Below are 23,363 nucleotides of genomic sequence, written 5' to 3'. Positions count from 1 at the left end.
AAGGGGGGAGGGGGGAGGGGGAGCCCGGTCCGCCTGGGGGCGGGCCGGGCTCCGGGTGGGGCTGGTGAGCGGGTGGGTCAGCCGGCGTGCTTGCGGCGGGCGGCCATCCGGCCGCGCTGGGTCTGGTCCAGCACCACCTTGCGGATGCGCACCGCGGCCGGGGTGACCTCGACGCACTCGTCCTCGCGGCAGAACTCCAGCGCCTGCTCCAGGGACAGCTTGCGCGGCGGGATCAGCTTCTCGGTCTCGTCGGCGGTCGACGAGCGCATGTTGGTGAGCTTCTTCTCCTTGGTGATGTTGACGTCCATGTCGTCGGAGCGGGAGTTCTCGCCGACGATCATGCCCTCGTACACCTCGGTGCCCGGCTCGACGAAGAGCTGCCCGCGCTCCTGGAGGTTGGTCATGGCGAACGCGGTGACCGCACCGGACCGGTCGGCGACCAGCGACCCGTTGTTGCGGGTGCGCAACTCGCCGAACCACGGCTCGTACGACTCGAAGACGTGGTGCAGGATGCCGGTGCCGCGGGTCTCGGTGAGGAACTCGGTCCGGAAGCCGATCAGGCCGCGCGCCGGGACCAGCCACTCCATCCGGATCCAGCCGGTGCCGTGGTTGACCAGCTGCTCCATCCGGCCCTTGCGGGTGGCCAGGAGCTGGGTGATCGCACCCAGGTACTCCTCCGGGGAGTCGATGGTCAGCCGCTCGACCGGCTCGCAGGTCTTGCCGTCGATCTCCTTGGTGACCACCTGCGGCTTGCCGACGGTCAGCTCGAAGGACTCGCGGCGCATCTGCTCGACCAGGATCGCCAGGGCCAGCTCACCACGGCCCTGCACCTCCCAGGCGTCCGGCCGCTCGGTGGGCAGCACCCGCAGCGAGACGTTGCCGATCAGCTCCTTGTCGAGCCGGTCCTTGACCATCCGGGCGGTGACCTTGGCGCCCTTGACCCGGCCGACCAGCGGCGAGGTGTTGGTGCCGATGGTCATCGAGATGGCCGGCTCGTCCACGGTGATCAGCGGCAGCGGCACCGGGTTCTCGGCGTCGGCCAGCGTCTCACCGATCATGATCTCCGGGATGCCGGCGACGGCGATGATGTCGCCCGGCCCCGCGGACTCGGCCGGCTTGCGCTCCAGGCCCTCGGTCATCAGCAGCTCGGAGATGCGTACCCGCTGGGTGCTGCCGTCGGTGCGGCACCAGGCCACGGTCTGGCCCTTGCTGATGGTGCCCTGGCGGACCCGGCACAGCGCGAGCCGGCCCAGGAACGGCGAGGCGTCGAGGTTGGTGACGTGGGCCTGGAGCGGCGCGCCCTCGTCGTACGCGGGCGCGGGGATGGTGTCCAGCAGCGTGCGGAACAGCGGCTCCAGGTTGCTGCTGTCGTCCGGGACGGCGCCGTCGGCGGGCTGGGTCAGCGAGGCGATGCCGTCGCGGGCGCAGGCGTAGACGATCGGGAAGTCGATCTGCTCCTCGTCGGCGTCCAGGTCGAGGAAGAGCTCGTAGGTGTCGTCCACGACCTCCTTGATCCGGGCGTCCGGACGGTCCACCTTGTTGATCACCAGGATGATCGGCAGCCGCGCGCGCAGCGCCTTGCGGAGCACGAACCGGGTCTGCGGCAGGGGGCCCTCGCTGGCGTCGACCAGCAGCACCACACCGTCGACCATGGTCAGGCCGCGCTCGACCTCGCCGCCGAAGTCGGCGTGACCGGGGGTGTCGATGATGTTGATGGTGACCGGTTCCGAGCCGTCCGCCGGCATGTACCGCACGCCGGTGTTCTTGGCGAGGATGGTGATGCCCTTCTCGCGCTCGAGGTCCATCGAGTCCATGACCCGCTCGGTGTTCTCACCACGGGCGCCGTAGGCGCCGGCCTGCCGCAACATGGCGTCGACCAGGGTCGTCTTGCCGTGGTCGACGTGGGCGATGATGGCGACGTTGCGGAGGTCGGTGCGTAGCTGCATACCCTCCATACTCCTGTCTGCGGTTGCCGGGGCACGCCTCGGGGTCACCCCGAGATCGCCCGGATCTGCGTCGAAAGTGCTGTGCCGACCGTTCCAGCGACTGGCATGCTGACACCCGTGCGGGGTGTCCGATGCCTGACCTGCTGAGCTGGCTGCAGGAGCTGCCGCCCCTGCTGATCTACGTGGCCGCCGCGGCGATCGTCGCGGCGGAGACCGCGGTGATCGTCGGGCTGCTGATGCCCGGCGAGGCGACCCTGCTTCTGGTCGGCTTCCTAGCGTACGCGGGGACGCTGCGCCTCGCGCCCGTGCTGGTGGCGATGACCGCCGCCGCCGTGATCGGAGACACACTCGCGTGGCGGGCGGGCCGCCGGTACGGCCCCCGGCTGCGCGCCTCGGGGGTGGGTGCCCGGATCGGCGCGCACCGGTGGCGGCGGGCCGACTCGCTGCTGGAGCGCCTCGGCGGCCGGGGCGTGTTCGCCGCCCGCTGGATCGCGTTCGCCCGCACGCTGGCGCCCCGGCTGGCCGGATCGGCGGGGATGCCGTACCGGCGGTTCGCGCCGTGGAACCTGGCCGGGGTGGCGAGCTGGGTCGGCGCCTCGGTGCTGGCCGGCTACCTGGCCGGTGAGTCGTACGAGCGGGTGTCGAAGCTGCTCGGCCGGGCCACCGGCGCGGTGCTGGCCCTGCTGCTGTGCCTGCTCGCCGTGGTGCTCGCCGGCCGCTGGCTGGGGCGCAACCCCGACCCGGTACGCGCGCTGGCGGCGCGGGCCGCCGCGTTGCCGCCGCTGCGCTGGCTGCGGGCCCGGTACGGGGTGCTGTTCTTCCTGGTCGCCATGCGGGTCGGCCCGGCCTGGACGCTGCTGATCAACCTGGCGCTGGGACTGGCGCTGCTGTTCGTCGCCGGGCTGGCCGTGGCGGTCCTGCTGGAGGCGGTCGTCGCGCACAGCGGGCTGGGTGTCCTCGACGGGCTGGTCGCCGACTGGTTCGCCGCCCGGCGTACCCCAGGGGTGGTCGACACGGCGCTGCTCGCGGTGTCGGTGCTGCGCGGCTGGGTGCTGATCGCCGCGGTGGCGGTGGTGGCCGCGGTGGTGGCGCGGCGGGGGCGGGCGTGGCGGGCCGACCCGCTCGGGGTGCTGGGCACAGTCGGCGCCGCCGTACCGCTGGTGTTGCTCGTCGTCGTCGCGGACCTGACCGGCCCGGGCGGCCCGGACCGCCCCGGTGACCTGTTCCCGACGCAGAACGCGGTGGTGACCGCGAGCTTCGGCACGCTCGCCTGGCTGCTGTCGCGGGGTGCCCGCTGGCCGGTGGGCGCGGCGGTGTGGACGGCCGCGTCGGCGGGGGTGGTCACGGTCACCGGCGCGCGGCTCTACCTGGGCTTCAGTACGGCGAGCGGCACCGTCACGGCGGTCCTGCTCGGCCTCGCGTGGACGACCGTGTTCGTGGTGGCGTGGGCGACCCGGGACCGGCCTGCGGACCCGGACGATCGGCCGGCCGACGCGGACCGTGGCGATCGGCCGGCCGACGCGGTCCCGGAGGACTCGCCGCCCCGGCCCCGGCGGCGCCGGTCCGCGTCGCGGGTACCCCCCGGACCCGTCGATCCTTGCTAGGGTGCGCCGACGGGGGACTACGGGGAGGTCCGATGCGGCGAGGACTCGGCCGGTGGGCCGTGACAGTGGTGGCGTTGCTGACGGCGGCCACGCTGACGGCGTGCGGGGAGCAGGAACAGCCGGTCCGGGAGGTCGCCGCGGAACTGCCCACGGCGGCGGCGACGGAGCAACCGCAGGAGGCGCCGGCCGACGCGCCGAGCGAGGAGCCACCGGCGGTCGCGGCGATGGGCGGGCGGCCCAGCCCGAGCGCGTCGGCGAAACCGAAGCCGCGGGCGAAGCCGACCCGCACGACCACGGCGCCGCTGGCCCGGCCGAAGCCGCCGACCGAGACCCAGGTGCCACCGGCACCGCCGAAGCCGGTGGACGACGGCTGCAAGCCGAGCTACCGGGGCACCAAGGCCAGCCAGAGCCAGGTCAAGGCGGCGCTCGCCGACGCCGCGGCGCGCACCTACTGGCCGACCTCGGCGCCGGACATCCGCATCCCGTCGGCGCTGCTGAAGGCCACCGCCTGGCAGGAGAGCGGGTGGCAGTCCAACATCGTCGCCTGTGACGGCGGGGTCGGGCTGATGCAGGTCATGCCGGCCACGGCGGAGTGGATGAACCAGCGGTTCGGCCAGTCGTACGACATCGACGCCTACCGGGACAACGCCTACCTGGGCGGCACCTACCTGGCCTGGCTGACCAAGTACATCGGCGACATGTACTTCGAGTCCGACTACCGGCTCGACGCCTCGCTGTGCACCAGCGAGCTGAACTCCTGCCTGCTCAACGCCGTGATCGCCGCCTACAACTACGGGCACGGCGCGGTGGCGCGGGAGGACCGGCCGCTGACCATCCCCAACCCGCAGTACGTGCGCAACGTGCGGGCGCTGATGACCGAGTGCGAGTGCCTGAGTTTCTGAGCGACCGGGAAATCGGGCGGGGGCCGGCGCGTACGCCGGCCCCCGCCCGTCGGTTCAGTCCCGTGCGGGAACCGGCTCGGCCGGCGTCGCGGCGGGCGCGTCGGCGTCCCGCTTGATCCGTCCGGGCCACCAGAACCGGTCGCCGAGCAGGAACGCCAGCGCCGGCACCAGGACGGTCCGGACCAGCAGCGTGTCCAGCAGCACGCCGATGCAGACGATGATGCCGATCTGGGTGAGCGTGATCAGCGGCAGCACGCCGAGCACCGCGAACACCGCCGCCAGCAGGATGCCGGCGCTGGTGATCACACCGCCGGTGACCCGCAGCGCCGACAGCATGCCGTCGCGGGTGCCGGTGCGCCGGGCGTCCTCCCGGGCCCGGGTGACCAGGAAGATGTTGTAGTCGACGCCGAGCGCCACCAGGAACACGAACGCGAGCAGCAGCACCCCGCTGTCCAGCGCCGGGAAGTCCAGCACGTGGTCGAAGAGCAACCAGGCCGCGCCGAGGCTGGCGAAGAACGAGCCGATGACCGTGAGCACCAGCAGCAGCGGCGCCAGGAGCCCGCGCAGCAGCAGCACCAGCACCGCGCCGACCAGCAGCAGGATGAGCGGCAGGATCAGCCGGAGATCCTTGGTGTTGGCCTCGTTCGAGTCGTACGTGGCGGCGACCGAACCACCGACCAGGGCGCCGTCGGGGGCGTCCGCGCCCTCCACGGCGGGCGGTGCCGAGTCCGGTACGGCGGACACGGCGTCGCGCAGCGCCACCACGGCCCGGTCGGACGCGGCGCTGCCCGGCTCGGCGGTGAGCACCACGTCGATCTGGGCGACCCGGTCACCGGCGGCGCCGGGCCGGGCCGAGGCGACCCCGTCGACGCCGCCGGCCGCGGCGAGGACGGCCTGGGCGGCCTGCGGGGTGGTGAGCACCGCGACGGGCTGGGTGCTGCCGGCCGGGAACGCCCGGGCGAGCGTCTCCGCTCCGGCGACCGCCTCCGGCTTCTCGCTGAACTGCTCGGTCTCGGACAGCCCGGTACGGATGCCCAGGCCGCCGAGGGCGAGGCCGGCGAGCAGCAGGACGGCGAGCGCGGCGACCGGCAGCGGCCGGCGGACCACCAGCTCGCCGAGGCGGCCCCAGATCCGGCCCTCGCGGGCGGCGCTGCCGACGCGGGGGACGAACGGCCAGAACAGGCCCCGGCCGAACAGCAGCAGGGCGGCGGGGAGCACGAACAGTGCCGAGAGCATGGCGAGGATCACACCGGTGGCGCACGCCAGGGCGAGCGCCCGGTTGGTCTCCTGCTCGGAGAGCAGCAGCGTGAGCACGCCGAGGACGACGGTGCTGCCGCTGGCCAGGATCGGCTCGGCGGTGCGGCGCAGCGCCGAGCGCATGGCGGCGAACCGGTCCTCCTCACGGCGTAGTTCCTCCCGGTAGCGGGCGATGAGCAGCAGCGCGTAGTTGGTGGCGGCGCCGAACACGAGCACGCTGGCGATGCCCGTCACCTGCCCGCTGGGCAGGTAGATGCCGAAGGCCGGTACGAGGGACTCCACCACGCGCAGCGTGATCTGCTCGGTCGCGCCCACCACCAGCAGCGGCACCAGCCACAGGAACGGGCTGCGGTAGGTGACGAGCAGCAGCACCGCCACCACGGCGGCGGTGACCAGCAGCAGCGTGGTGTCCGCGCCCTGGAACACCTTGCCCAGGTCGGCGGTGAACGCGGGGCCGCCGGTGACCTCGACGGTCAGCTCGCCGGGCAGGTCACCGACCGCCTCGCGGAGCTTCTCCACCTCGTCGACCACCGCCGACGGCCCGCCCTCGGTGGACAGCGGCACCGCGACCAGCGCCACAGTGCCGTCCGGGGAGACCTGGGCGGGGGAGACCCGCCCACCGGCGGCGAGCGAGCCGAGGTCGCCGGAGATGTCGTCGAGCGTGCTGCGGTCAGCGCCGCTGAGCGGGCTCCCGTCGGCGCGGCTGACCACCACCAGGGCGGTCTGGGCGTCCTTGGAGGGCAACTGCTCCTGAAGCCGCTCGACCTGTGTCGACTGCCACTCCACGGACAGGCCGGTGTCGGAGACGGGCGCCGGATTGTCCGGCTTCGGTAGCCCGAAGGCGACCACGCCGACGACGAGCGCGGCGGCCAGCGTGAGCCAGGCGGCCAGCCGGCCCCGGACGACGCGGGTGAACAGAGACATCTGATGCCCTCACATATTGGTCGCGGGGGATTCTCTCTCAACAAGTATCTTGATGAGCGAGATTATCCGGGGTGGTTCTATGCTGCAACCGGAACTGTTCGACAGGGGGTGGCGGCAAGCGGTGGCGGCGCACAGGATGTACCGGCGACGCGACGACCCACGCGGTCGCATGGTGGCCGACATCACCAACGACCTGCGTCGTTACTCGGTCGACGCGCAGCACATCGGGCACGCGTTCGCCGGGCTGCACGGGCTCAACGCCACCGACCTGTACGCCCTGATCGCGGTCATGGAGGCCGAGCTGGTGGGCGACCCGATCACCCCTGGCCGGCTCGGCGAGGCGCTCAACCTCTCCTCCGGCTCGGTGACCGCGCTGGTCGACCGGCTGGAGCGCGGCGGCCACATCCGGCGCGACCGGGACACCGCCGACCGACGCAAGATCCTCCTGCACTACGCCGACCGCGGCGCCACGCTCGCGCAGAGCTTCTTCGGGCCGTTGGGTCGCCGTACCGACGAGGTGATGGAGCGCTTCAGCGACGACGAGCTGGCGGTGGTGCACCGGTTCATGGCCGAGATGGTCCACTCCATGCGGACCCACCGGGACGAGATCCGCGCCGCCCCCCGTCGCGGCGCCGCCTCCGGCCCGGCCGACTGATCATGCGGCTGGTCACCCGGGCCGCCACCGCGGCGCTGCGACTGCCCGCCGCCCGCACCGGGCGCGTCGCGGTCGCCCGGGACATCCCGGTCCGGGTACGCGACGGCGTGACGCTGCGCACCGACCACTACGCGCCCGGCCTGCCCGCCGCGCCGTGCGTGCTGATCCGCACCCCGTACGGGCGGGGCGGGCCGATCCGGCTGCTCGGCCGCCTGATCGCCGAGCGGGGCTTCCACGTGGTGATCCAGTCGTGCCGCGGCACGTTCGGCTCCGGCGGCGAGTTCGCCCCGCTCGTGCACGAGCGCGACGACGGCCTGGACACGCTGGACTGGCTGCGCCGCCAGCGGTGGTGGACCGGCGCGTTCGGCATGTTCGGCGCCAGCTACCAGGGCTTCGTGCAGTGGGCGCTCGCCGCCGAGGCGGGCGACGAGCTGCGCGCGATGGTCGCCGTGGTGACCGCGTCGGCCACCCGCGACTCCACGTACGCGGGAGAGTCGTTCGCGCTGGACACGGTGCTCACCTGGGCCGAGCTGCTCCAGGCGCAGACGGTGCCCTGGCTGGCCCGGCAGTGGGAGCTCAAGCGCGGCCAGCCCCGGCTCGCCCGCGCCCTGGCGCACCTGCCGCTGGCCGAGGCCGACCGGGTCGCCACCGGCGTGACGGTCCCGTTCTTCCAGGAGTGGCTGCGCCACCACACCCCCGACGCCGGCTACTGGCGTACCCGGGTCTTCGGCGACCGGATCACCGACGTCCGCGCGCCGGTCGCCATGGTCAGCGGCTGGCAGGACATCTTCCTGCCGGCCCAGCTCGACGACTACGCCCGCCTGCGGGCCGCCGGGGCGCGAACCCGCCTGGTCGTCGGGCCGTGGACGCACGGCAGCCCGGGACTGCTCCTGGCCTCGCTGCGGGAGGGCCTGGACTGGCTCGACACCCATTTGGCCGGGCGCCCCGGGCCGGACCGCTCGCCGGTGCGGGTGCACGTCGGCGGCGCCGGCGGCGGCTGGCGTGACCTGCCGGACTGGCCGCCACCGGCCACGCCCGCCCGGTGGCACCTGCGCTCCGCCGGCGGGCTGGCCCCGGAACGGCAGGAGCACGGCACGCCGGACCGGATCTGGTACGACCCGGCCGACCCGACACCCTCGCTCGGTGGTCCGCTGCTGGTGGCCCAGCGGGCCGGCGCGGTGGACAACCGGCCGGTCGAGGCTCGCCCGGACGTGCTCGTCTACACCAGCGAGCCGTTGCGCGACCCGGTCGAGGTGGCCGGGCCGGTACGCGCCGAGATCCACCTGCGCAGCGAACTGTCGTACCTGGACGTGTTCGTGCGTCTGTGCGACGTGGACCGGCGCGGGCGCTCCTGGAACGTCTGCGACGGCCTGGTCCGCGTCGAGCCCGGACGGTTCCCGCGCGATCCGTCCGGAGTGGTCACCGTGCCGGTGACACTCTGGCCGACGGCGTACCGCTTCGCGCCGGGGCACCGGCTGCGGGTGCAGGTCTCCGGCGGCGCCCACCCCCGCTACGCCCGCAACCCCGGCACCGGCGAGCCGCTCGGCACCGCTGTGACGCTTCGTGCTGGCTGGCGGGAGATCCTCCACGATCGTGAGCATCCCTCGGCGTTGGTGCTGCCGCTCGTGGCGGCACCGTCCACAGCGGGCTGATAGTTCAAAAAAACCACCTCTGAGCTGGGCACTTTCGCCTAACCGTGGTTAAGCTCGGAGCAAGTGCCCGGTGCCGTGCAGTTATCCGGCGGGGCGCGTCCGCGGATCGCACGCCCTCACGCGGTGTGATTGTCGTGCCCTCGCCGATCATCGATCGGAAGGGGACCTGCCATGACGTCGGCCCCGGCGAATCTGCTGGCCGTCCGGAATCTGTTACTCACCTACCTCAACGTCGACAAGAACGCCGTACGCGCCGACGACCTGGAGCCGGCGGAGGTCGGCATCGTCGGCGACGTCAACCATCGCGGCGGCTACCACTGCGGCTCCGACCGGGTCGTCACGAACGACTACTCGGTGGTGGAGTCCACCCGGGACCGGTCCGGGCTCACGCTGTACGCGTCGGCGCTGGACGTCGGCGCGTTCTCCGTCCGCTCCGGCGGCGGCACGCACAACCTGCGGACCTTCTCGGCCTGGATGGTGGCGCAGTGCGCGGCCAACGCCGCCGACACCCGGGACATCCGGGAGATCATCTACTCCCCGGACGGGCGGACGGTGCGCCGCTGGGACCGGCTGGGACGGCGGACCAGCGGTGACAGCAGCCACCTGTTCCACACCCACTTCAGCTTCTTCCGCGACTCCACGAAGGCGGGACGGGACCAGACCCCGCTGTTCCGCCGCTACCTCACCGCGATCGGAATGATCGCCGTCGCCAAACCGGAGGACGACATGGAACAGACCGACAAGCTCATCCGGGACACCGGCTCGAAGAACCGGACCGTCGGAGACGTCCTGGCCGACCTGCAGAACCTGCGCAACTGGCTCATCTCGCCGGCCAGCACCGCCGGGCTGGTCAATCCGCCCATGCCGAACTCGCCGTTGCAGCAGATGCTGGCGATGCTGCGCGCCTGGCCGGCCCTGGTGGCGCAGGTGAACGAGCTGTCCGGCAAGGACTTCACCGACGAGGAACAGATCGTCTCCGGGGTGCTGGCCGGGCTGCCGCCGGAGAAGATCGCCGAGGCCATCCCGCCGCAGATCGCCCGGGATGTGGCCGACGAACTGTCCCGGCGTCTGACCGCCTGACCGTCCGGCGCCGCGGCCGTCGCGCCGCGGCGCCGCGGTCCGGATCATTTAGCAAGAGATGTTGCGCAACAGCTCTTGTGGATGCCAGACTCGCCGCATGGAACAGCCAACCGTCCGGCAGGTCACCGACTCGCGGGTGCTCGCCGCGCTCGCTCACCCACTGCGCCGCCGGCTCATGGACGTCCTCAAGGTGTACGGCCCGTGCACCGTCGGCATGCTCGCCGAGCACACCGGCCAGGCGCCGGCGAACGTGAGCCACCACCTCAAGGTGCTCGCCGCCGCCGACCTGCTGGTCGAGGCGCCCGAGCTGGCCCGCGACCGCCGGGAACGCTGGTGGCGGCTGCGCGACCGGGGGGTGCGTTGGTCCAACAGTGACTTCGACGACGACCCGGCGGCCCGGGTGGTGGCCGACGCGGCCAGCTCACTCAACCTGGAACGGCACGCCGAGCTGGTCCGCGCCTGGCAGGCGGCACCCGACGACGCACACGCCGCGTGGGGCGAAGGGCCGTTCAGCACCGACAAGTGGCTGCGCCTGACCCCGGACGAGCTGGCCGAACTCAGCCGCGAGGTGATCGCCCTGCTGGCCCGGTGGGCGGACCGGCCGGTGCCCGACGACGGGCAGCGCCGCGACCCGGTCTTCGTGTTCGCCCACGGCGTCCCGGGCCGGCCGTGACCGTTAACGGCGTTCCGGCGAGCGCCGTGTCCGTCGACGGCACTCCGGCGAGTGCCGTGAGCGGCCCGGTGAGTGCCGTGAGCGCCCCGGCGTGGGCCGTGAGCGCCGCAGCGGGGTGTCGGCCGTGACCGCCCCCGTACGCACGTCCGGGCCGGTCGGCGCGCCGCCCGGCCGGCTGTTCCGGCACCGCGACTTCCGGCTGCTCTGGACCGGCCACACGGTCAGCGCCGTGGGCAGCAACATGACCGCTGTGGCGCTGCCGCTGGTCGCCGTCGCGGTGCTCGACGCGACCACGTTCCAGGTGGCGGTGCTCACCGCCGCGGCGTGGCTGCCGTGGCTGCTCGCCGGCCTGCCGGTCGGGGCGTGGGTCGACCGGGTCCGCCGCCGGCCCGTGATGATCGCCGCCGACCTCGCCGCCGCGGCGCTGTTCGCGAGCGTGCCGGTGGCTGCCCTGGCCGGACTGCTCACCGTCGGCCACCTGCTGGTCGTGGCGCTCGGCGCCGGACTCGCCCGGGTCTTCTTCGAGACCGCCGACCAGGTCTACCTGCCCACGCTGCTGCGTCCCGAGCAGGTGCCCGAGGCCAACGCCCGGCTGCACGCCACCCAGACCGCGAGCTACCTCGTCGGGCCGGGACTGGCCGGTCTGGTCGCCCAGATCGTCGGCGCGGTCGCCGCGGTGGCGCTGGACGCGCTGACCTTCCTGTTCTCCGCGCTGTGCCTGCGCCGCATCCGAGCCGTCGAGCCCCGGCCGCACCGTCCCGCCGGGGCGACGTCGCTGCGCCGGGAGGTCGCCGCCGGCCTGCGGTTCGTCGTACGCGACCCGTACCTGCGGGTGCTGACGGTCTTCGGGGCGGCGAGCAACATCGGGCTCACCGGCTACCAGGCGGTGCTGGTGGTGTTCCTGGTCCGCTCGGCCGAGCTGCCCGCCGGGCTGGTCGGCCTCCTGATCGGACTCGCCAGCCTCGGTGGTGTGATCGGCGCCGGGCTGGCCGCGCGCCTGTCCCGCCGGCTCGGCAGCGCCCGCACGCTGCTGGTCGCCGGCGCCCTGACCGGCCCGCCGGCGCTGCTGATCCCGCTCGCCGGCCCCGGCGCGCGCACCGGCTGGCTGGTGCTCGGCGGGGTGCTGGTGAGCCTCGGCGTCGCCGTCGGCAACGTGGTCAAGGGCAGCTTCCGGCAGACGTACACGCCGCACCGGCTGCTCGGCCGCGTCACGGTGAGCATGCAGCTGCTCAACTACGGGACGATTCCGCTGGCCGCCCTGCTCGCCGGGGCGCTGGGCGCGGCGTGGGGGCCGGGCGGCGCGATCCGGACGATGACCGCCTGGCTGGCGCTGACCCCGCTGATCCTGCTGGCCGGGCCACTACGGAGGCGGCGCGACCTGCTGGCCGGGCCACTACGGAGGCGGCGCGACCTGCCGGCCGCGCCGTCCTGATGATGCACTGCGGCGGCGGTCGGGCTCCGACCGCCGCCACCGGCACGCGTTACATCGGACGAACGTTGTCCGCCTGCGGGCCCTTCTGCCCCTGGGTCACCTCGAACTCGACCTTCTGGCCCTCGTTCAGCTCGCGGTAGCCACTGCTCTGGATGGCCGAGTAGTGGACGAACACGTCCGGGCCTCCGCCGTCCTGCTCGATGAAGCCGAAGCCCTTTTCCGAGTTGAACCACTTGACCGTGCCGGTTGCCATGCGTCTCTCCCTGTTCAATGCGAGCGAGCACCGGCTCCGCGGCCGGTGATCGCCCTGTACCACCCCGACAGTAACCGTCCGGACCGGAATCCGCTGCCGGAAGCGCGCGGCGCGCCCGTGAATACGTGCGCGACCGGAAAAAGACCCCGCCGTCGGGCCCGGCACGGCATGCTTGCCCGGATGAGCAGGAAGACGGCTCTGGCCGACCTGGAGCAGGAGATCGCGGCGCCCGGCGGGGGCCCGGACCGCCTGCGCCTGGTCGGTACGCCGTTCGTTCCGGAGGTGCGCCTGCACCTGGCCGAGGACGCCATCCTGTGGTGGGCCCGGATGGAGGCGGCCGCCGGGCGGTCGCTGCCGCCGCCGTACTGGGCCTCGGTATGGGCCGGTGGCCAGGCGCTCGCCCGGCACCTGCTGGACCACCCCGAGCTGGCCGCCGGCCGGCGGGTGCTCGACCTGGGCGCCGGATCGGGGCTGGTCGCCATCGCCGCCGCGCTCGCCGGGGCCGACCAGGTGGTCGCCAACGACATCGACCCGTACGCGGTGGCGGCGGTCACCGTCAACGCCCGGGCCAACCGGGTCCGGGTGACCGCCGACGGCGCCGACCTGCTCGACGGGGTGGCGGGCGCCGACCTGCTGGTGGCCGGGGACGCGCTCTACGACGCGGGGCTGGCCGCCCGGGTCCTGCCCTACCTGCGCCGGTGCGCCGCGCACGGCGTGCAGGTGCTGGTCGGCGACCCGGACCGGGGCCACCTGCCGCCGGACGGGCTGGAACTGGTGGCCAGCTACCCGGTGCCGACCACCGAACCCTCGGTCGACTCCCCGGTACGCCGGGTGCAGGTGCTGCGACCCCGCTGGCCCTAGGGGTCTGCCCGGGCGGGTGTCGGGGACCACTGGGGGATCATGCCCGATGTGCCGGTGTGCCGCCGGGACATAGCGTGCAGCTCATGAACGAGATCGTGGCCGCCGCCGGTGAGCTGCCCACCACCCTGCTGATGGGGCTGCTCGGCGTGGTCATGCTCGTCGACGCCGTACCCCTGATCGGGGTGCTGGTGCCCGGCGACGCCGCGGTCCTGGCCGCGGTCGGCGCGGGTCGTCCGGCCGGCGGCGCGCTCACCGTCGCGGCGGTGGTCGCGGGCTGCCTGGCCGGTTGGTCGCTGAGCTTCTTCGCCGGCCGGCGCTGGGGCGGGCGGCTGCGGGACAGCCGGGTGGGCGGCTGGATCGGCGAGTCCCGCTGGGCCGCCGCCGAGACGCTGCTGCACCGCGGCGGCGGACGGATCGTGCTGGTGGCGCCGTTCCTGCCGGTGTTCAACGCGCTGCTGCCGCTGGCCGCCGGCGGGCTGCGGATGTCGTACCGGCGGTTCCTGGCCTGCGCGGCGGCCGGGGCGACCGCGTGGGCCGGGCTCTACGTGGCGCTGGGGCTCGCCGCGCGGACGCTGACCGGTCTGCTGCCCGGCGCGCTCAACCCGACGGTGCTGACCATGGCGGTCGGGCTGCTGCTGGCCGGTCCGGTGCTGCTCGCCACCCGGCGCCGGCTGCGAGCGGTCACCGGCTGACCGCCCCCGGCCCGGCCGTCACGGGGGAGGCCGGGCCGGGCGTGCTCACCAGCCGCGGGCGCGCCACTGCGGCAACGCGGGCCGCTCGGCGCCGATGGTGCTGTCCTTGCCGTGGCCGGGGTAGAACCAGGTGTCGTCCGGCAGCCGGTCGAAGAGCCTGGCCTCGACGTCGTCGATGAGCCGGCCGAAACGCTCCGGGTCCTGGTCCGTGTTCCCCACGCCACCGGGGAAGAGCGAGTCACCGGTGAACAGGTGCGGGGTGCCGGCCGGGTCGCGGTAGAGCAGCGCGATCGAGCCCGGCGTGTGCCCGCGCAGGTGGATGACCTCCAGCGCGCAGTCGCCGACCGGCACCGTGTCGCCGTCGCCGAGCCGCTCGGCCTCGATGGGCAGACCCTCGGCGTCGTCGGCGTGCACCAGCGCGCGCGCCCCGGTCTTCGCCACCACCTCCTCCAGCGCGACCCAGTGGTCCATGTGCTGGTGCGTGGTCACCACGGCGGCCAGACCGCCGTCGCCGACCAGTTCCAGCAGGCGCGGCGCCTCGTTCGCGGCGTCGATCAGCACCTGCTCGCCGGTGGCGTGGCAGCGCAGCAGATAGGCGTTGTTGTCCATCGGGCCCACCGACAGCTTGGTGACGGTGAGCCGGTCGAGCTCGCGCACGGCCGGCGGACCGCCGGGCGTGACGTCTCCCGTGTAGGTCATGACGATGTTCAGATCCATTCCGGTGGATTCGGCAGAGGGCCGTCGGGTTCGACGGTGAGCAGCTCGCCCGCGCCCCGGCCGGTCAGCCAGGCGGCGAGTTCCGGCGCGGGGCCGGTGACCGTGGGCGCCCCCTCGGGGTCACCCACGACGAGTTCGGACGCCGCGCCGTCGAAACGCAGCACCATGGCCGGTGCGGCCGGGTTGGCGGCCAGCCCGGTCACCACCTCGTGCAGCAGCCGCTGGGCGAACGCCTCCGGCCAGTCCGCGGGCCGGTACCCGGCCGCCAGGTCGACGTGGTGCACCTCGACCTCGCGCAGCCGGCCCCAGACCAGCATCGCCGCCGGCCACGGGCCGCGCCGGGTCTGCACCGTGGCGCCCCAGGCCTCCACGGGCATCGCCGCGACCGCCGCGTCGAAGCGCTGGCCGCTGCGGCGTACGTCGTCCAGCAGGTCGGCCGGGCCCCGGCCGGCGCCGGCGTCGATGTCGTCGGCGCGGGCCTGCGCCGAGGCGTACATCGGGATCTCCTCGCCGGTGCGCGCCGAGGTGAGCAGGTTGACGAACCCGTCGGCGTTGCGGGCCAGGTGGGTGAGCACGTGCGCGCGGGTCCAGCCCGGCAGCAGCGAGGGCGCCGCGACGTCCGCGGCGGTCAGGCCGGACACGGTACGCAGCAGCCGGTCGTTCGCCTCGGCCAGCGCACCGGTCAGCAGCAGGGGGTCGCTCGTCATCTCGTTCTCACGCGTCCGACCCTAGCGGGCCGGACCGGGCCGTGCCCGGGGGGAAATCGCTTTCGGCGCGTCGGCGTGCCACCTACCGTCGGGGCCGACGACATCGCCGCCGGTGCCGGACGCGCCGGGGTCCACGTCGTCGCGAACGCGGCACCGGGAGTCGGAGGGGAGGTGGTGCGCATGCCGGTCGCAACGCGTGTGTTCCGCCGTACCTCCCCTCGACACCGATGAGGACACCATGACTCTCGATCTGACCGCCCTCGGCTGGGACGCCGGCTGGGCGGCCCATCTCGACCGGCGCGCCGGCCACCGTCACGGGCGGGTCGCCCGGGTGGACCGGGGCGTCTGCACCGTGCTGTGCCCGCAGGGGCCGGTGCGGGCCAGCCTCGGCGGCGGCGTGCTGTCCGCCGCCGCCCGTGACCTGACCGCGCTGCCCTGCGCGGGTGACTGGGTACTGCTGTCCACCTGGCCCGACGGCCCGGTCACGGTGGAGGCGGTGCTGCCGCGGCGTACCGCCCTGGTACGGCGTACCGCGGGCAAGGACGCCAGCGGCCAGGTGCTGGCGGCCAACCTCGACGCCGCCGCGGTGGTCGAGCCGGTGCACCCGGAACCGGACGCCGCCCGGATCGAACGGCTGCTCTCCCTGGTGCACGAATCAGGGGCGGAGCCGCTCGTCGTGCTCACCAAGGCCGACCTGGCCGCCGACCCGGCGGCGGTGGCCCGGCAGCTGGCCGACCTCGCGCCCGGGGTGCCGGTGCTCCCGGTCAGCGCCGAGCGGGGCACCGGCCTCGCGCCGCTGCGCCGGCACGTCGCCCCGGGACGCACGCTCGGCCTGCTCGGCCCCTCCGGCGCCGGCAAGTCGAGCCTGGTCAACGCGTTGGCCGGAGCGGACGTGATGCGCACCCAGGCGATCCGCCGCGTCGACGGCAAGGGCCGGCACACCACCACCTGGCGGTCGCTGGTGCCGCTGCCGGGTGGGGGAGCGGTGCTGGACACCCCCGGCGTACGGGCGGTCGGCCTGCTCGACGGCGCGTCCGGCCTGGACCGGGCGTTCGCCGACATCACCGAGCTGGCCGCCGGCTGCCGGTACGCCGACTGCGCCCACGACGCCGAGCCGGGTTGCGCGGTCCGGGCCGCGCTGGACGACGGCGAGCTGCCGGTGCGCCGCTGGGAGAGCTGGCGCCGGCTGCAGCGGGAGATCGAGCACGAGAGCGGCCGCCGGGCGGCGCGGCTGGCGGCCGAACGACGGGGCGGCTGGCGGGGCGGGCGGCGACGCACCGGGCGTCCGGCGACCCCGCCCGCTCCCGGGGCATTCTGAGCCGGCCCGGGCCGGTCGGGCCGACCTGCGTGGTTCGCGCCCGACCGGCCTGAGCTGGGGGAATGTTCGCGCGACGGAAGTTGTCATACGTCGGGGCTAGAGTTGCCGAGGCGTCTTTTCTGCGCCCCGACAACCTGTGAAAACCACCCAGACCCGGCGTCTGGTGCACAGATCCGCCTCATATTCTTCTTCCGGGAGCACACGCACCGTGGCCGACCGACTGATCATCCGTGGCGCGCGCGAGCACAACCTGCGTGACGTCAGTCTCGACCTGCCCCGGGACGCCCTGATCGTCTTCACCGGGCTCTCCGGTTCGGGCAAGTCGAGCCTGGCGTTCGACACCATCTTCGCCGAGGGGCAGCGCCGCTACGTCGAGTCGCTGTCGTCGTACGCCCGGCAGTTCCTCGGCCAGATGGACAAGCCCGACGTCGACTTCATCGAGGGCCTCAGTCCCGCCGTCTCCATCGACCAGAAGTCCACCTCGCGCAACCCGCGCTCCACCGTCGGCACGATCACCGAGGTCTACGACTACCTCCGCCTGCTGTTCGCCCGCATCGGCGAGCCGCACTGCCCGATCTGCGGCGAGCGGATCTCCAAGCAGAGCCCGCAGCAGATCGTCGACCGGGTCCTGGCCATGGCCGAGGGCACCCGGTTCATGGTGCTCGCGCCGGTGGTGCGCGGCCGCAAGGGCGAGTACGTCGACCTGTTCGCCGAACTCCAGGCCAAGGGCTACGCCCGCGCCCGGGTCGACGGCGTGGTGCACCCGCTGACCGAGCCGCCGAAGCTCAAGAAGCAGGAGAAGCACACCATCGAGGTGGTGATCGACCGGCTCAGCGTCAAGCCGAGCGCCAAGCAGCGGCTGACCGACTCGGTCGAGGCCGCGCTCGGCCTGTCCGGCGGCCTGGTGCTGCTCGACTTCGTCGACCTGCCGGAGGACGACCCGGCCCGGGAGCGCCGCTACTCCGAACACCTGGCCTGCCCGAACGACCACCCCCTCGCCATCGAGGACCTGGAACCCCGCGTCTTCTCCTTCAACGCCCCCTACGGCGCCTGCCCGGAGTGCACCGGCCTCGGCACCAAGAAGGAGGTGGACCCCGAACTGGTCATCCCCGACCCGGAGCGCACGCTGCGCGAGGGCGCGATCCAGCCCTGGGCCACCGGGCACAACCTCGAATACTTCCTGCGGCTGCTGGAGGCGCTCGGCGAGGCCGAGCACTTCGACATCGACACGCCGTGGCGGGCGCTGCCGTCGCGGGCGCAGAAGACGATCCTGCACGGCTCCGACGACCAGGTGCACGTGCGCTACCGCAACAAGTACGGCCGCGAGCGTTCCTACTACACCGGCTTCGAGGGCGTGGTGCAGTGGATCGAGCGGCGGCACACCGACACCGAGTCGGAGTGGTCGCGGGAGAAGTACGAGGGCTACATGCGGGACGTGCCCTGCGCGGCCTGCGGCGGCACCCGGCTCAAGCCGGAGGTGCTCGCGGTCACGCTGGCCGGCAAGAGCATCGCCGAGGTCTGCAACCTCTCCGTCGGCGAGGCGGCCGACCTGCTCGCCGGCATCGAGCTGACCGACCGGCAGAAGATGATCGCCGAGCGGGTGCTCAAGGAGATCAACGCCCGGCTGAAGTTCCTGCTCGACGTCGGCCTGGACTACCTCTCGCTGGACCGCCCGGCCGGCACGCTCTCCGGCGGCGAGGCCCAGCGCATCCGGCTGGCCACCCAGATCGGCTCCGGCCTGGTCGGCGTGCTCTACGTGCTCGACGAGCCGTCGATCGGCCTGCACCAGCGGGACAACCACCGGCTCATCGAGACGCTGCTGCGGCTGCGCGGCCTGGGCAACACGCTGATCGTGGTCGAGCACGACGAGGACACCATCCGGGTGGCGGACTGGATCGTCGACATCGGCCCGGGCGCGGGCGAGCACGGCGGCAAGATCGTGCACAGCGGGTCGGTGCCGGCGCTGCTGGACAACACCGAGTCGGTCACCGGGGCGTACCTGTCCGGGCGCAAGTCCATCCCGACGCCGGCCACCCGCCGGCCGCAGACCCCGGGCCGAGAGCTGGTGGTGCACGGCGCACGCGAGCACAACCTGCGCAACCTCACCGTGAGCTTCCCGCTCGGCCAGCTCATCGCGGTCACCGGCGTCAGCGGCTCGGGCAAGTCGACGCTGGTGAACGACATCCTCTACACCGTGCTGGCCAACCAGATCAACGGCGCCCGGCTGGTGCCCGGCCGGCACACCCGGATCACCGGCCTGGAGAACGTGGACAAGGTCGTCGGCGTGGACCAGTCGCCGATCGGGCGGACGCCGCGCTCCAACCCCGCCACCTACACCGGCGTCTGGGACCACATCCGCAAGCTCTTCGCCGAGACCACCGAGGCCAAGGTCCGGGGGTACGGCCCCGGCCGGTTCTCGTTCAACGTCAAGGGCGGGCGCTGCGAGGCGTGCTCCGGCGACGGCACCATCAAGATCGAGATGAACTTCCTGCCGGACGTCTACGTCCCCTGCGAGGTGTGCAAGGGCGCGCGCTACAACCGCGAGACCCTTGAGGTGCACTACAAGGGCAAGACGGTCGCCGAGGTGCTGGACATGCCGATCGAGGAGGCGGCCGAGTTCTTCTCCGCCATCCCGGCCATCCACCGGCACCTCCGGACGCTCGTCGACGTCGGCCTCGGCTACGTCCGGCTCGGCCAGCCCGCGCCGACGCTGTCCGGCGGCGAGGCGCAGCGCGTCAAGCTCGCCTCTGAACTCCAGAAGCGTTCCACCGGCCGCACCGTCTACGTGCTCGACGAACCCACCACCGGCCTGCACTTCGAGGACATCCGCAAGCTGCTGATGGTGCTGGAGGGCCTGGTCGACAAGGGCAACACGGTCATCACCATCGAGCACAACCTCGACGTGATCAAGACGGCCGACTGGCTCATCGACATGGGCCCCGAGGGCGGTCACCGGGGCGGCACCGTGCTCGCCACCGGCACGCCGGAGGAGGTCGCCGAGGTGCCGGAGAGCCACACCGGGCAGTTCCTGCGGCCGATCCTCAAGCTCGACGGCGAGGCCAAGGGCGCCAAGGCGGCCACCACCCGGGCGGCCAAGGCCAACGGCAGCGCCAAGTCGCGGGCCCGCAAGGTCCCCGCCGGGGCGCGCTGACCCATCCGGTACGCGTTCTCGCAGGCCGGGCAGTGAATGCCCGGCCTGTGACGCGCCAGTATGAACCGTGCCGCACGCTGGTGCGTGTTTCCGCAGTAAGCCGAGAGAAAGGCCGGACATGAGTGATGATCAGGCGCTGACCCGACCGGTAACCCAGAGCCGCCGTACCCTGCTCGCCGGGGCCGGAGCGCTCGGCGCGGCCGTGGTGCTCGCGGGCTGTGGCAGCGACGACGACGCGTCTCCCGGGCTCGCCCCGACCAGCGGCGGCCCGCCCGGCGCCACCGCGACCGGCGACGCCGGCGGCGGCGACCGGGACGGCGGCAGCGCGCTGGCGCGCACCTCGGACATCCCGGTCGGCGGCGGTGCCGTGTTCGCCAGCCAGGGCGTGGTGATCACCCAGCCCGAGGCCGGCCAGTTCAAGGCGTTCGACCCGATCTGCACCCACCAGCGCTGCCCGGTGTCGAACGTCGACGGCGGCACGATCAACTGCACCTGCCACAACAGCCGGTTCTCGATCGTCGACGGCTCGGTGAAGGGCGGCCCGGCCACCAAACCGCTCGCGGCGAAGGAGATCAAGGTCGACGGCGACCAGATCAAGCTGGCCTGACTCGTTCCGCTCCCCCGTCGGCCGGTGGTCGGCGGGGGCGCGGCTCCGGTCGGGTGTCAGGGGTGCGGACTAGGCTTGACACCGTGGCTGACCCCTCGACCTACCGTCCCGCGCCCGGCACCATCCCGGAGTCGCCAGGGGTCTACCGCTTCCGCGACGGCACCGGCCGGGTGATCTACGTCGGCAAGGCGCGCAACCTGCGCAGCCGGCTCAACTCCTACTTCGCCGACCCGGTCGGCCTGCACCAGCGCACCCGGCAGATGGTGTTCACCGCCGAGTCGGTCGACTGGATCACCGTCGCCACCGAGGTCGAGGCGCTCCAGCAGGAATACACCTGGATCAAGCAGTACGACCCCCGGTTCAACGTCCGCTACCGCGACGACAAGTCGTACCCCTATCTCGCGGTCACGCTCGACGAGGAATACCCCCGGTTGCAGGTGATGCGCGGGGTGAAGCGCAAGGGTGTGCGCTACTTCGGGCCGTACTCCCACGCCTGGGCGATCCGCGAGACGCTCGACCTGCTGCTGCGGGTCTTCCCGGCGCGGACCTGCTCGTCCGGGGTGTTCAAGCGGGCCGGGCAGGTCGGCCGGCCCTGCCTGCTCGGCTACATCGGCAAGTGCTCCGCGCCGTGCGTCGGCAGCGTCAGCGCCGAACGGCACCGGGAGATCGTCGACGGCTTCTGCGACTTCATGGCCGGGCGCACCGACACCATGGTCCGGCGGCTGGAGAAGGAGATGCTCGACGCCAGCGAGCAGCTGGAGTTCGAGCGGGCCGCCCGGCTGCGCGACGACGTCGCGGCGCTGCGCCGGGCGATGGAGAAGCAGACGGTGGTGCTCGGCGACGGCACCGACGCCGACGTGGTCGCCTTCGCCGACGACCCGCTCGAAGCCGCCGTGCAGGTCTTCCACGTCCGCGGCGGCCGGGTGCGCGGCCAGCGCGGCTGGGTGGTGGAGAAGACCGAGGAGCTGACCACCGGCGACCTCGTGCACCACTTCTGCACCCAGGTGTACGGAGGCGAGCAGGGCGAGGCCGACGTGCCCCGCGAGCTGCTCGTGCCCGAGCTGCCCGGCGACGCCGAGGCGCTCGCCGACTGGCTGACCGCCCGCCGGGGCAGCCGGGTGTCGCTGCGGGTGCCGCAGCGCGGCGACAAGCGGTCGCTGCTGGAGACCGTCGAACGCAACGCCAAGGACGCGCTGGCCCGGCACAAGCTCAAGCGGGCCGGCGACCTGACCACCCGCAGCCAGGCGCTCGACGAGATCGCCGACGCGCTCGGCATGAACACGTCGCCGTTGCGCATCGAGTGCTTCGACGTGTCGCAGATCCAGGGCACCGACGTGGTCGCCAGCATGGTCGTGTTCGAGGACGGGCTGCCCCGCAAGAGCGAATACCGCCGGTTCATCGTGCGCGGCGCCACGGACGACCTGTCGGCCATGTCCGAGGTGCTGCGGCGGCGCTTCGCCCGCTACCTGGACGCCCGCGCCGAGACCGGTGAGCTGGGCGAGGAGACCACCTCCGACCCCGACCGGCCCGGCATCGACCCGACCACCGGGCGGCCGCGCAAGTTCGCGTACCCGCCGCAGCTCGTCGTCGTCGACGGCGGCCCGCCCCAGGTCGCCGCCGCCGCGAAGGCGCTCGCCGAGCTGGGCATCGACGACGTGGCGCTGTGCGGGCTGGCCAAGCGGCTGGAGGAGGTCTGGCTGCCCGACGACGAGTTCCCGGTGATTCTGCCGCGCACCTCCGAGGCGCTCTACCTGCTGCAACGCGTTCGCGACGAGGCCCACCGCTTCGCCATCACGTTCCACCGCCAGCGGCGCTCGAAGCGGATGACCGAATCCGCGCTGGACAACGTCCCCGGCCTCGGCGAGGTACGCCGCAAGGCACTGCTGCGGCACTTCGGCTCGCTGAAGCGGCTGTCGTCCGCCACCGTGGAGGAGATCACCGAGGTGCCCGGGGTGGGCAGGCGGACGGCCGAGGCGATCCTGGCCGCGCTCGACGGCTCCACGGACGCCGCCACCACCTCGTCCTAACCTTCCCTGCGCTGACCCTTCCTGCGCTCGCTCGTCGCCACCCGGTCGCGCCCGCTGTCCGCCGGTCGTGCCTGCTGTCCGCCGGTCGTGCCCGCTGCCCAGCGTGCGTCGTTGAACGTGCACCGTCCGGCCTGCCGGCACATCACCGCCGACCCGTGCCCATGCCCGGGTGGAACGTCATGGGTGTCTCCGCCCCCGTTTGGCACCCATGACGTTCCAGCCCCGGGTCCGGTCCCGATGAGCGAAACCACCATCCCGCCTCATGGGAGGTACGTAGCTCGTCGGCGGCGCGGTGTGCCGCCCCCGAGTCGGCCCGACCGCTTTCTCGCGCGATCTTGCACTTACCGCCCTCGGTGTGCCCGTTTTGCGGTGTTAGCCGGGTACCAAAGTGCAAGATCGCGCATCCGGGGTGGGGTGATCTCGGGCGGGTGCGGCTCGGGGAGGGGCAGCGGAGATCTTGGTACGGAATGGCCCCTGTGGGCGCACTTCCGTACCAAGATCTGCACCGGTTCTCAGCGCGTGGAACGGCGTTCTCGCCGGCTGGATGGCCCCGATCGTCGCTGGGACGTCGTGGGTGTCAGACGGGGGCGGAGACACCCATCGGGTTCCAGTTCGGGCGTCGACGGGGCGACGTGCCGGCAGGCGGGCGGAGGCCGTGTTTCGGTCGGGGCAGTGGGCGGGGGTTCTGGGGTTTTTGTCCGGTTCGGTGCCCGGGTTGTGGTGGTGGGTGCCACTGCCGTGGCGGAATCCGGGCCGGGCGCGGGGCGTTGTACATGGCTGACCGCCCAGGCACCAGGGTCGAGCGCCGGACACCGGCGCGGCCCCGGCGTCCACGGCAGGTCCGGGGAATCGGCCCGGCCCGGTCGTCGTTACATCCCCGAGCGACGGGCACCCCCGGCCGTCCC

18 protein-coding genes are annotated in these 23,363 nt (G+C 73.2%); 13 read left to right on the top strand and 5 right to left on the bottom strand.

Translation table 11 applies throughout. The features are described from left to right. Nucleotides 1-77: 77 nt before the first annotated feature. Nucleotides 78-1,946, bottom strand: coding sequence for a translational GTPase TypA (gene typA, locus V6U82_RS30820; protein WP_128139099.1), 1,869 nt, complete (start codon nt 1,944-1,946; stop codon nt 78-80). A 131-nt stretch (nt 1,947-2,077) separates the two neighbouring features. On the opposite strand from typA, the gene V6U82_RS30815 reads away from it, so the two are divergent. Both V6U82_RS30815 and V6U82_RS30810 read left to right on the top strand, forming a co-directional pair. Further along, nucleotides 2,078-3,550, top strand: a complete 1,473-nt coding sequence (locus V6U82_RS30815; protein WP_334467470.1) for a DedA family protein — start codon at nt 2,078-2,080, stop codon at nt 3,548-3,550. A 32-nt stretch (nt 3,551-3,582) separates the two neighbouring features. Then, the gene (locus V6U82_RS30810; protein ID WP_334467468.1) at nt 3,583-4,452 is read left to right on the top strand and encodes a lytic transglycosylase domain-containing protein; all 870 of its coding nucleotides are present in this window, start codon (nt 3,583-3,585) and stop codon (nt 4,450-4,452) included. A 54-nt stretch (nt 4,453-4,506) separates the two neighbouring features. Here the strand turns inward: V6U82_RS30810 and V6U82_RS30805 are convergent, their stop codons facing one another. Then, complete coding sequence (locus V6U82_RS30805) at nt 4,507-6,633, bottom strand: MMPL family transporter (protein WP_334467466.1); 2,127 nt, start codon at nt 6,631-6,633, stop codon at nt 4,507-4,509. Between the two features lie 136 nt (nt 6,634-6,769). On the opposite strand from V6U82_RS30805, the gene V6U82_RS30800 reads away from it, so the two are divergent. The 5 genes from V6U82_RS30800 (at nt 6,770) to V6U82_RS30780 (ending at nt 12,125) form a co-directional block, all read left to right on the top strand. Beyond that, nucleotides 6,770-7,288: a MarR family winged helix-turn-helix transcriptional regulator gene (locus tag V6U82_RS30800; protein WP_091420471.1), complete on the top strand. Its 519-nt coding sequence runs from the start codon at nt 6,770-6,772 to the stop codon at nt 7,286-7,288. A gap of 2 nt (nt 7,289-7,290) precedes the next feature. After that, on the top strand, nt 7,291-8,940 hold the full coding sequence (locus V6U82_RS30795) for a CocE/NonD family hydrolase (RefSeq protein ID WP_442933483.1): 1,650 nt from the start codon (nt 7,291-7,293) through the stop codon (nt 8,938-8,940). Between the two features lie 171 nt (nt 8,941-9,111). Next, on the top strand, nt 9,112-10,020 hold the full coding sequence (locus V6U82_RS30790) for a hypothetical protein (RefSeq protein WP_334467464.1): 909 nt from the start codon (nt 9,112-9,114) through the stop codon (nt 10,018-10,020). 97 nt (nt 10,021-10,117) lie between these two features. After that, on the top strand, nt 10,118-10,693 hold the full coding sequence (locus tag V6U82_RS30785) for an ArsR/SmtB family transcription factor (protein WP_128137615.1): 576 nt from the start codon (nt 10,118-10,120) through the stop codon (nt 10,691-10,693). A gap of 124 nt (nt 10,694-10,817) precedes the next feature. Then, entirely contained in the window at nt 10,818-12,125 is a 1,308-nt protein-coding gene (locus V6U82_RS30780) for an MFS transporter (protein WP_334467463.1), read from the top strand. 49 nt (nt 12,126-12,174) lie between these two features. Here V6U82_RS30780 and V6U82_RS30775 read toward each other — a convergent pair whose 3' ends face one another. Next, nucleotides 12,175-12,378 carry a cold-shock protein gene (locus V6U82_RS30775; protein WP_013287480.1) on the bottom strand — a complete coding sequence of 68 codons (204 nt, stop codon included), beginning with the start codon at nt 12,376-12,378 and terminating at the stop codon, nt 12,175-12,177. A gap of 180 nt (nt 12,379-12,558) precedes the next feature. Between V6U82_RS30775 and V6U82_RS30770 the strand changes: the two genes are divergently transcribed. Both V6U82_RS30770 and V6U82_RS30765 read left to right on the top strand, forming a co-directional pair. Then, the gene (locus tag V6U82_RS30770) at nt 12,559-13,239 is read left to right on the top strand and encodes a class I SAM-dependent methyltransferase (RefSeq protein WP_334467461.1); all 681 of its coding nucleotides are present in this window, start codon (nt 12,559-12,561) and stop codon (nt 13,237-13,239) included. Between the two features lie 83 nt (nt 13,240-13,322). Then, nucleotides 13,323-13,931, top strand: a complete 609-nt coding sequence (locus tag V6U82_RS30765) for a DedA family protein (protein WP_334467459.1) — start codon at nt 13,323-13,325, stop codon at nt 13,929-13,931. A gap of 45 nt (nt 13,932-13,976) precedes the next feature. Here V6U82_RS30765 and V6U82_RS30760 read toward each other — a convergent pair whose 3' ends face one another. Continuing rightward, the gene (locus V6U82_RS30760) at nt 13,977-14,630 is read right to left on the bottom strand and encodes an MBL fold metallo-hydrolase (RefSeq protein ID WP_128139119.1); all 654 of its coding nucleotides are present in this window, start codon (nt 14,628-14,630) and stop codon (nt 13,977-13,979) included. A gap of 8 nt (nt 14,631-14,638) precedes the next feature. Further along, nucleotides 14,639-15,355, bottom strand: coding sequence for a maleylpyruvate isomerase family mycothiol-dependent enzyme (locus tag V6U82_RS30755; RefSeq protein WP_334467457.1), 717 nt, complete (start codon nt 15,353-15,355; stop codon nt 14,639-14,641). Nucleotides 15,356-15,593: 238 nt separating this feature from the next. Between V6U82_RS30755 and rsgA the strand changes: the two genes are divergently transcribed. The 4 genes from rsgA (at nt 15,594) to uvrC (ending at nt 22,458) form a co-directional block, all read left to right on the top strand. Then, nucleotides 15,594-16,673 (top strand): ribosome small subunit-dependent GTPase A, encoded by a 1,080-nt coding sequence (gene rsgA, locus V6U82_RS30750; protein ID WP_334467455.1) that lies wholly within the window; start codon nt 15,594-15,596, stop codon nt 16,671-16,673. A 208-nt stretch (nt 16,674-16,881) separates the two neighbouring features. Beyond that, nucleotides 16,882-19,824, top strand: coding sequence for an excinuclease ABC subunit UvrA (gene uvrA, locus V6U82_RS30745; protein WP_128138863.1), 2,943 nt, complete (start codon nt 16,882-16,884; stop codon nt 19,822-19,824). A 118-nt stretch (nt 19,825-19,942) separates the two neighbouring features. After that, the gene (locus tag V6U82_RS30740; protein ID WP_121683574.1) at nt 19,943-20,431 is read left to right on the top strand and encodes a Rieske (2Fe-2S) protein; all 489 of its coding nucleotides are present in this window, start codon (nt 19,943-19,945) and stop codon (nt 20,429-20,431) included. Nucleotides 20,432-20,514: 83 nt separating this feature from the next. Further along, the gene (gene uvrC, locus V6U82_RS30735) at nt 20,515-22,458 is read left to right on the top strand and encodes an excinuclease ABC subunit UvrC (protein ID WP_334467452.1); all 1,944 of its coding nucleotides are present in this window, start codon (nt 20,515-20,517) and stop codon (nt 22,456-22,458) included. Nucleotides 22,459-23,363: the final 905 nt, after the last annotated feature.

Origin of the sequence: Micromonospora sp. CPCC 205554 (genome assembly GCF_036902745.1) — a bacterium.
GTDB classification, from domain to species: Bacteria; Actinomycetota; Actinomycetes; order Mycobacteriales; family Micromonosporaceae; genus Micromonospora; species Micromonospora tulbaghiae.
The sequence above is the reverse complement of the archived record's forward strand: the minus strand, read 5'-3'. Positions and strand labels throughout refer to the sequence as shown.

Bases quoted from the DNA above. Each gene is read 5' to 3' on its own strand.
- V6U82_RS30775 (WP_013287480.1), bottom strand. From the start codon at position 12,378: ATGGCAACCGGCACGGTCAAGTGGTTCAACTCGGAAAAGGGCTTCGGC.
- V6U82_RS30800 (WP_091420471.1), top strand. From the start codon at position 6,770: ATGTACCGGCGACGCGACGACCCACGCGGTCGCATGGTGGCCGACATC.
- V6U82_RS30785 (WP_128137615.1), top strand. From the start codon at position 10,118: ATGGAACAGCCAACCGTCCGGCAGGTCACCGACTCGCGGGTGCTCGCC.
- V6U82_RS30815 (WP_334467470.1), top strand. From the start codon at position 2,078: ATGCCTGACCTGCTGAGCTGGCTGCAGGAGCTGCCGCCCCTGCTGATC.
- V6U82_RS30810 (WP_334467468.1), top strand. From the start codon at position 3,583: ATGCGGCGAGGACTCGGCCGGTGGGCCGTGACAGTGGTGGCGTTGCTG.
- V6U82_RS30770 (WP_334467461.1), top strand. From the start codon at position 12,559: ATGAGCAGGAAGACGGCTCTGGCCGACCTGGAGCAGGAGATCGCGGCG.
- V6U82_RS30795 (WP_442933483.1), top strand. From the start codon at position 7,291: ATGCGGCTGGTCACCCGGGCCGCCACCGCGGCGCTGCGACTGCCCGCC.
- V6U82_RS30805 (WP_334467466.1), bottom strand. From the start codon at position 6,633: ATGTCTCTGTTCACCCGCGTCGTCCGGGGCCGGCTGGCCGCCTGGCTC.
- V6U82_RS30790 (WP_334467464.1), top strand. From the start codon at position 9,112: ATGACGTCGGCCCCGGCGAATCTGCTGGCCGTCCGGAATCTGTTACTC.
- V6U82_RS30740 (WP_121683574.1), top strand. From the start codon at position 19,943: ATGAGTGATGATCAGGCGCTGACCCGACCGGTAACCCAGAGCCGCCGT.
- typA (WP_128139099.1), bottom strand. From the start codon at position 1,946: ATGCAGCTACGCACCGACCTCCGCAACGTCGCCATCATCGCCCACGTC.
- V6U82_RS30760 (WP_128139119.1), bottom strand. From the start codon at position 14,630: ATGACCTACACGGGAGACGTCACGCCCGGCGGTCCGCCGGCCGTGCGC.
- rsgA (WP_334467455.1), top strand. From the start codon at position 15,594: ATGACTCTCGATCTGACCGCCCTCGGCTGGGACGCCGGCTGGGCGGCC.
- V6U82_RS30755 (WP_334467457.1), bottom strand. From the start codon at position 15,355: ATGACGAGCGACCCCCTGCTGCTGACCGGTGCGCTGGCCGAGGCGAAC.
- V6U82_RS30765 (WP_334467459.1), top strand. From the start codon at position 13,323: ATGAACGAGATCGTGGCCGCCGCCGGTGAGCTGCCCACCACCCTGCTG.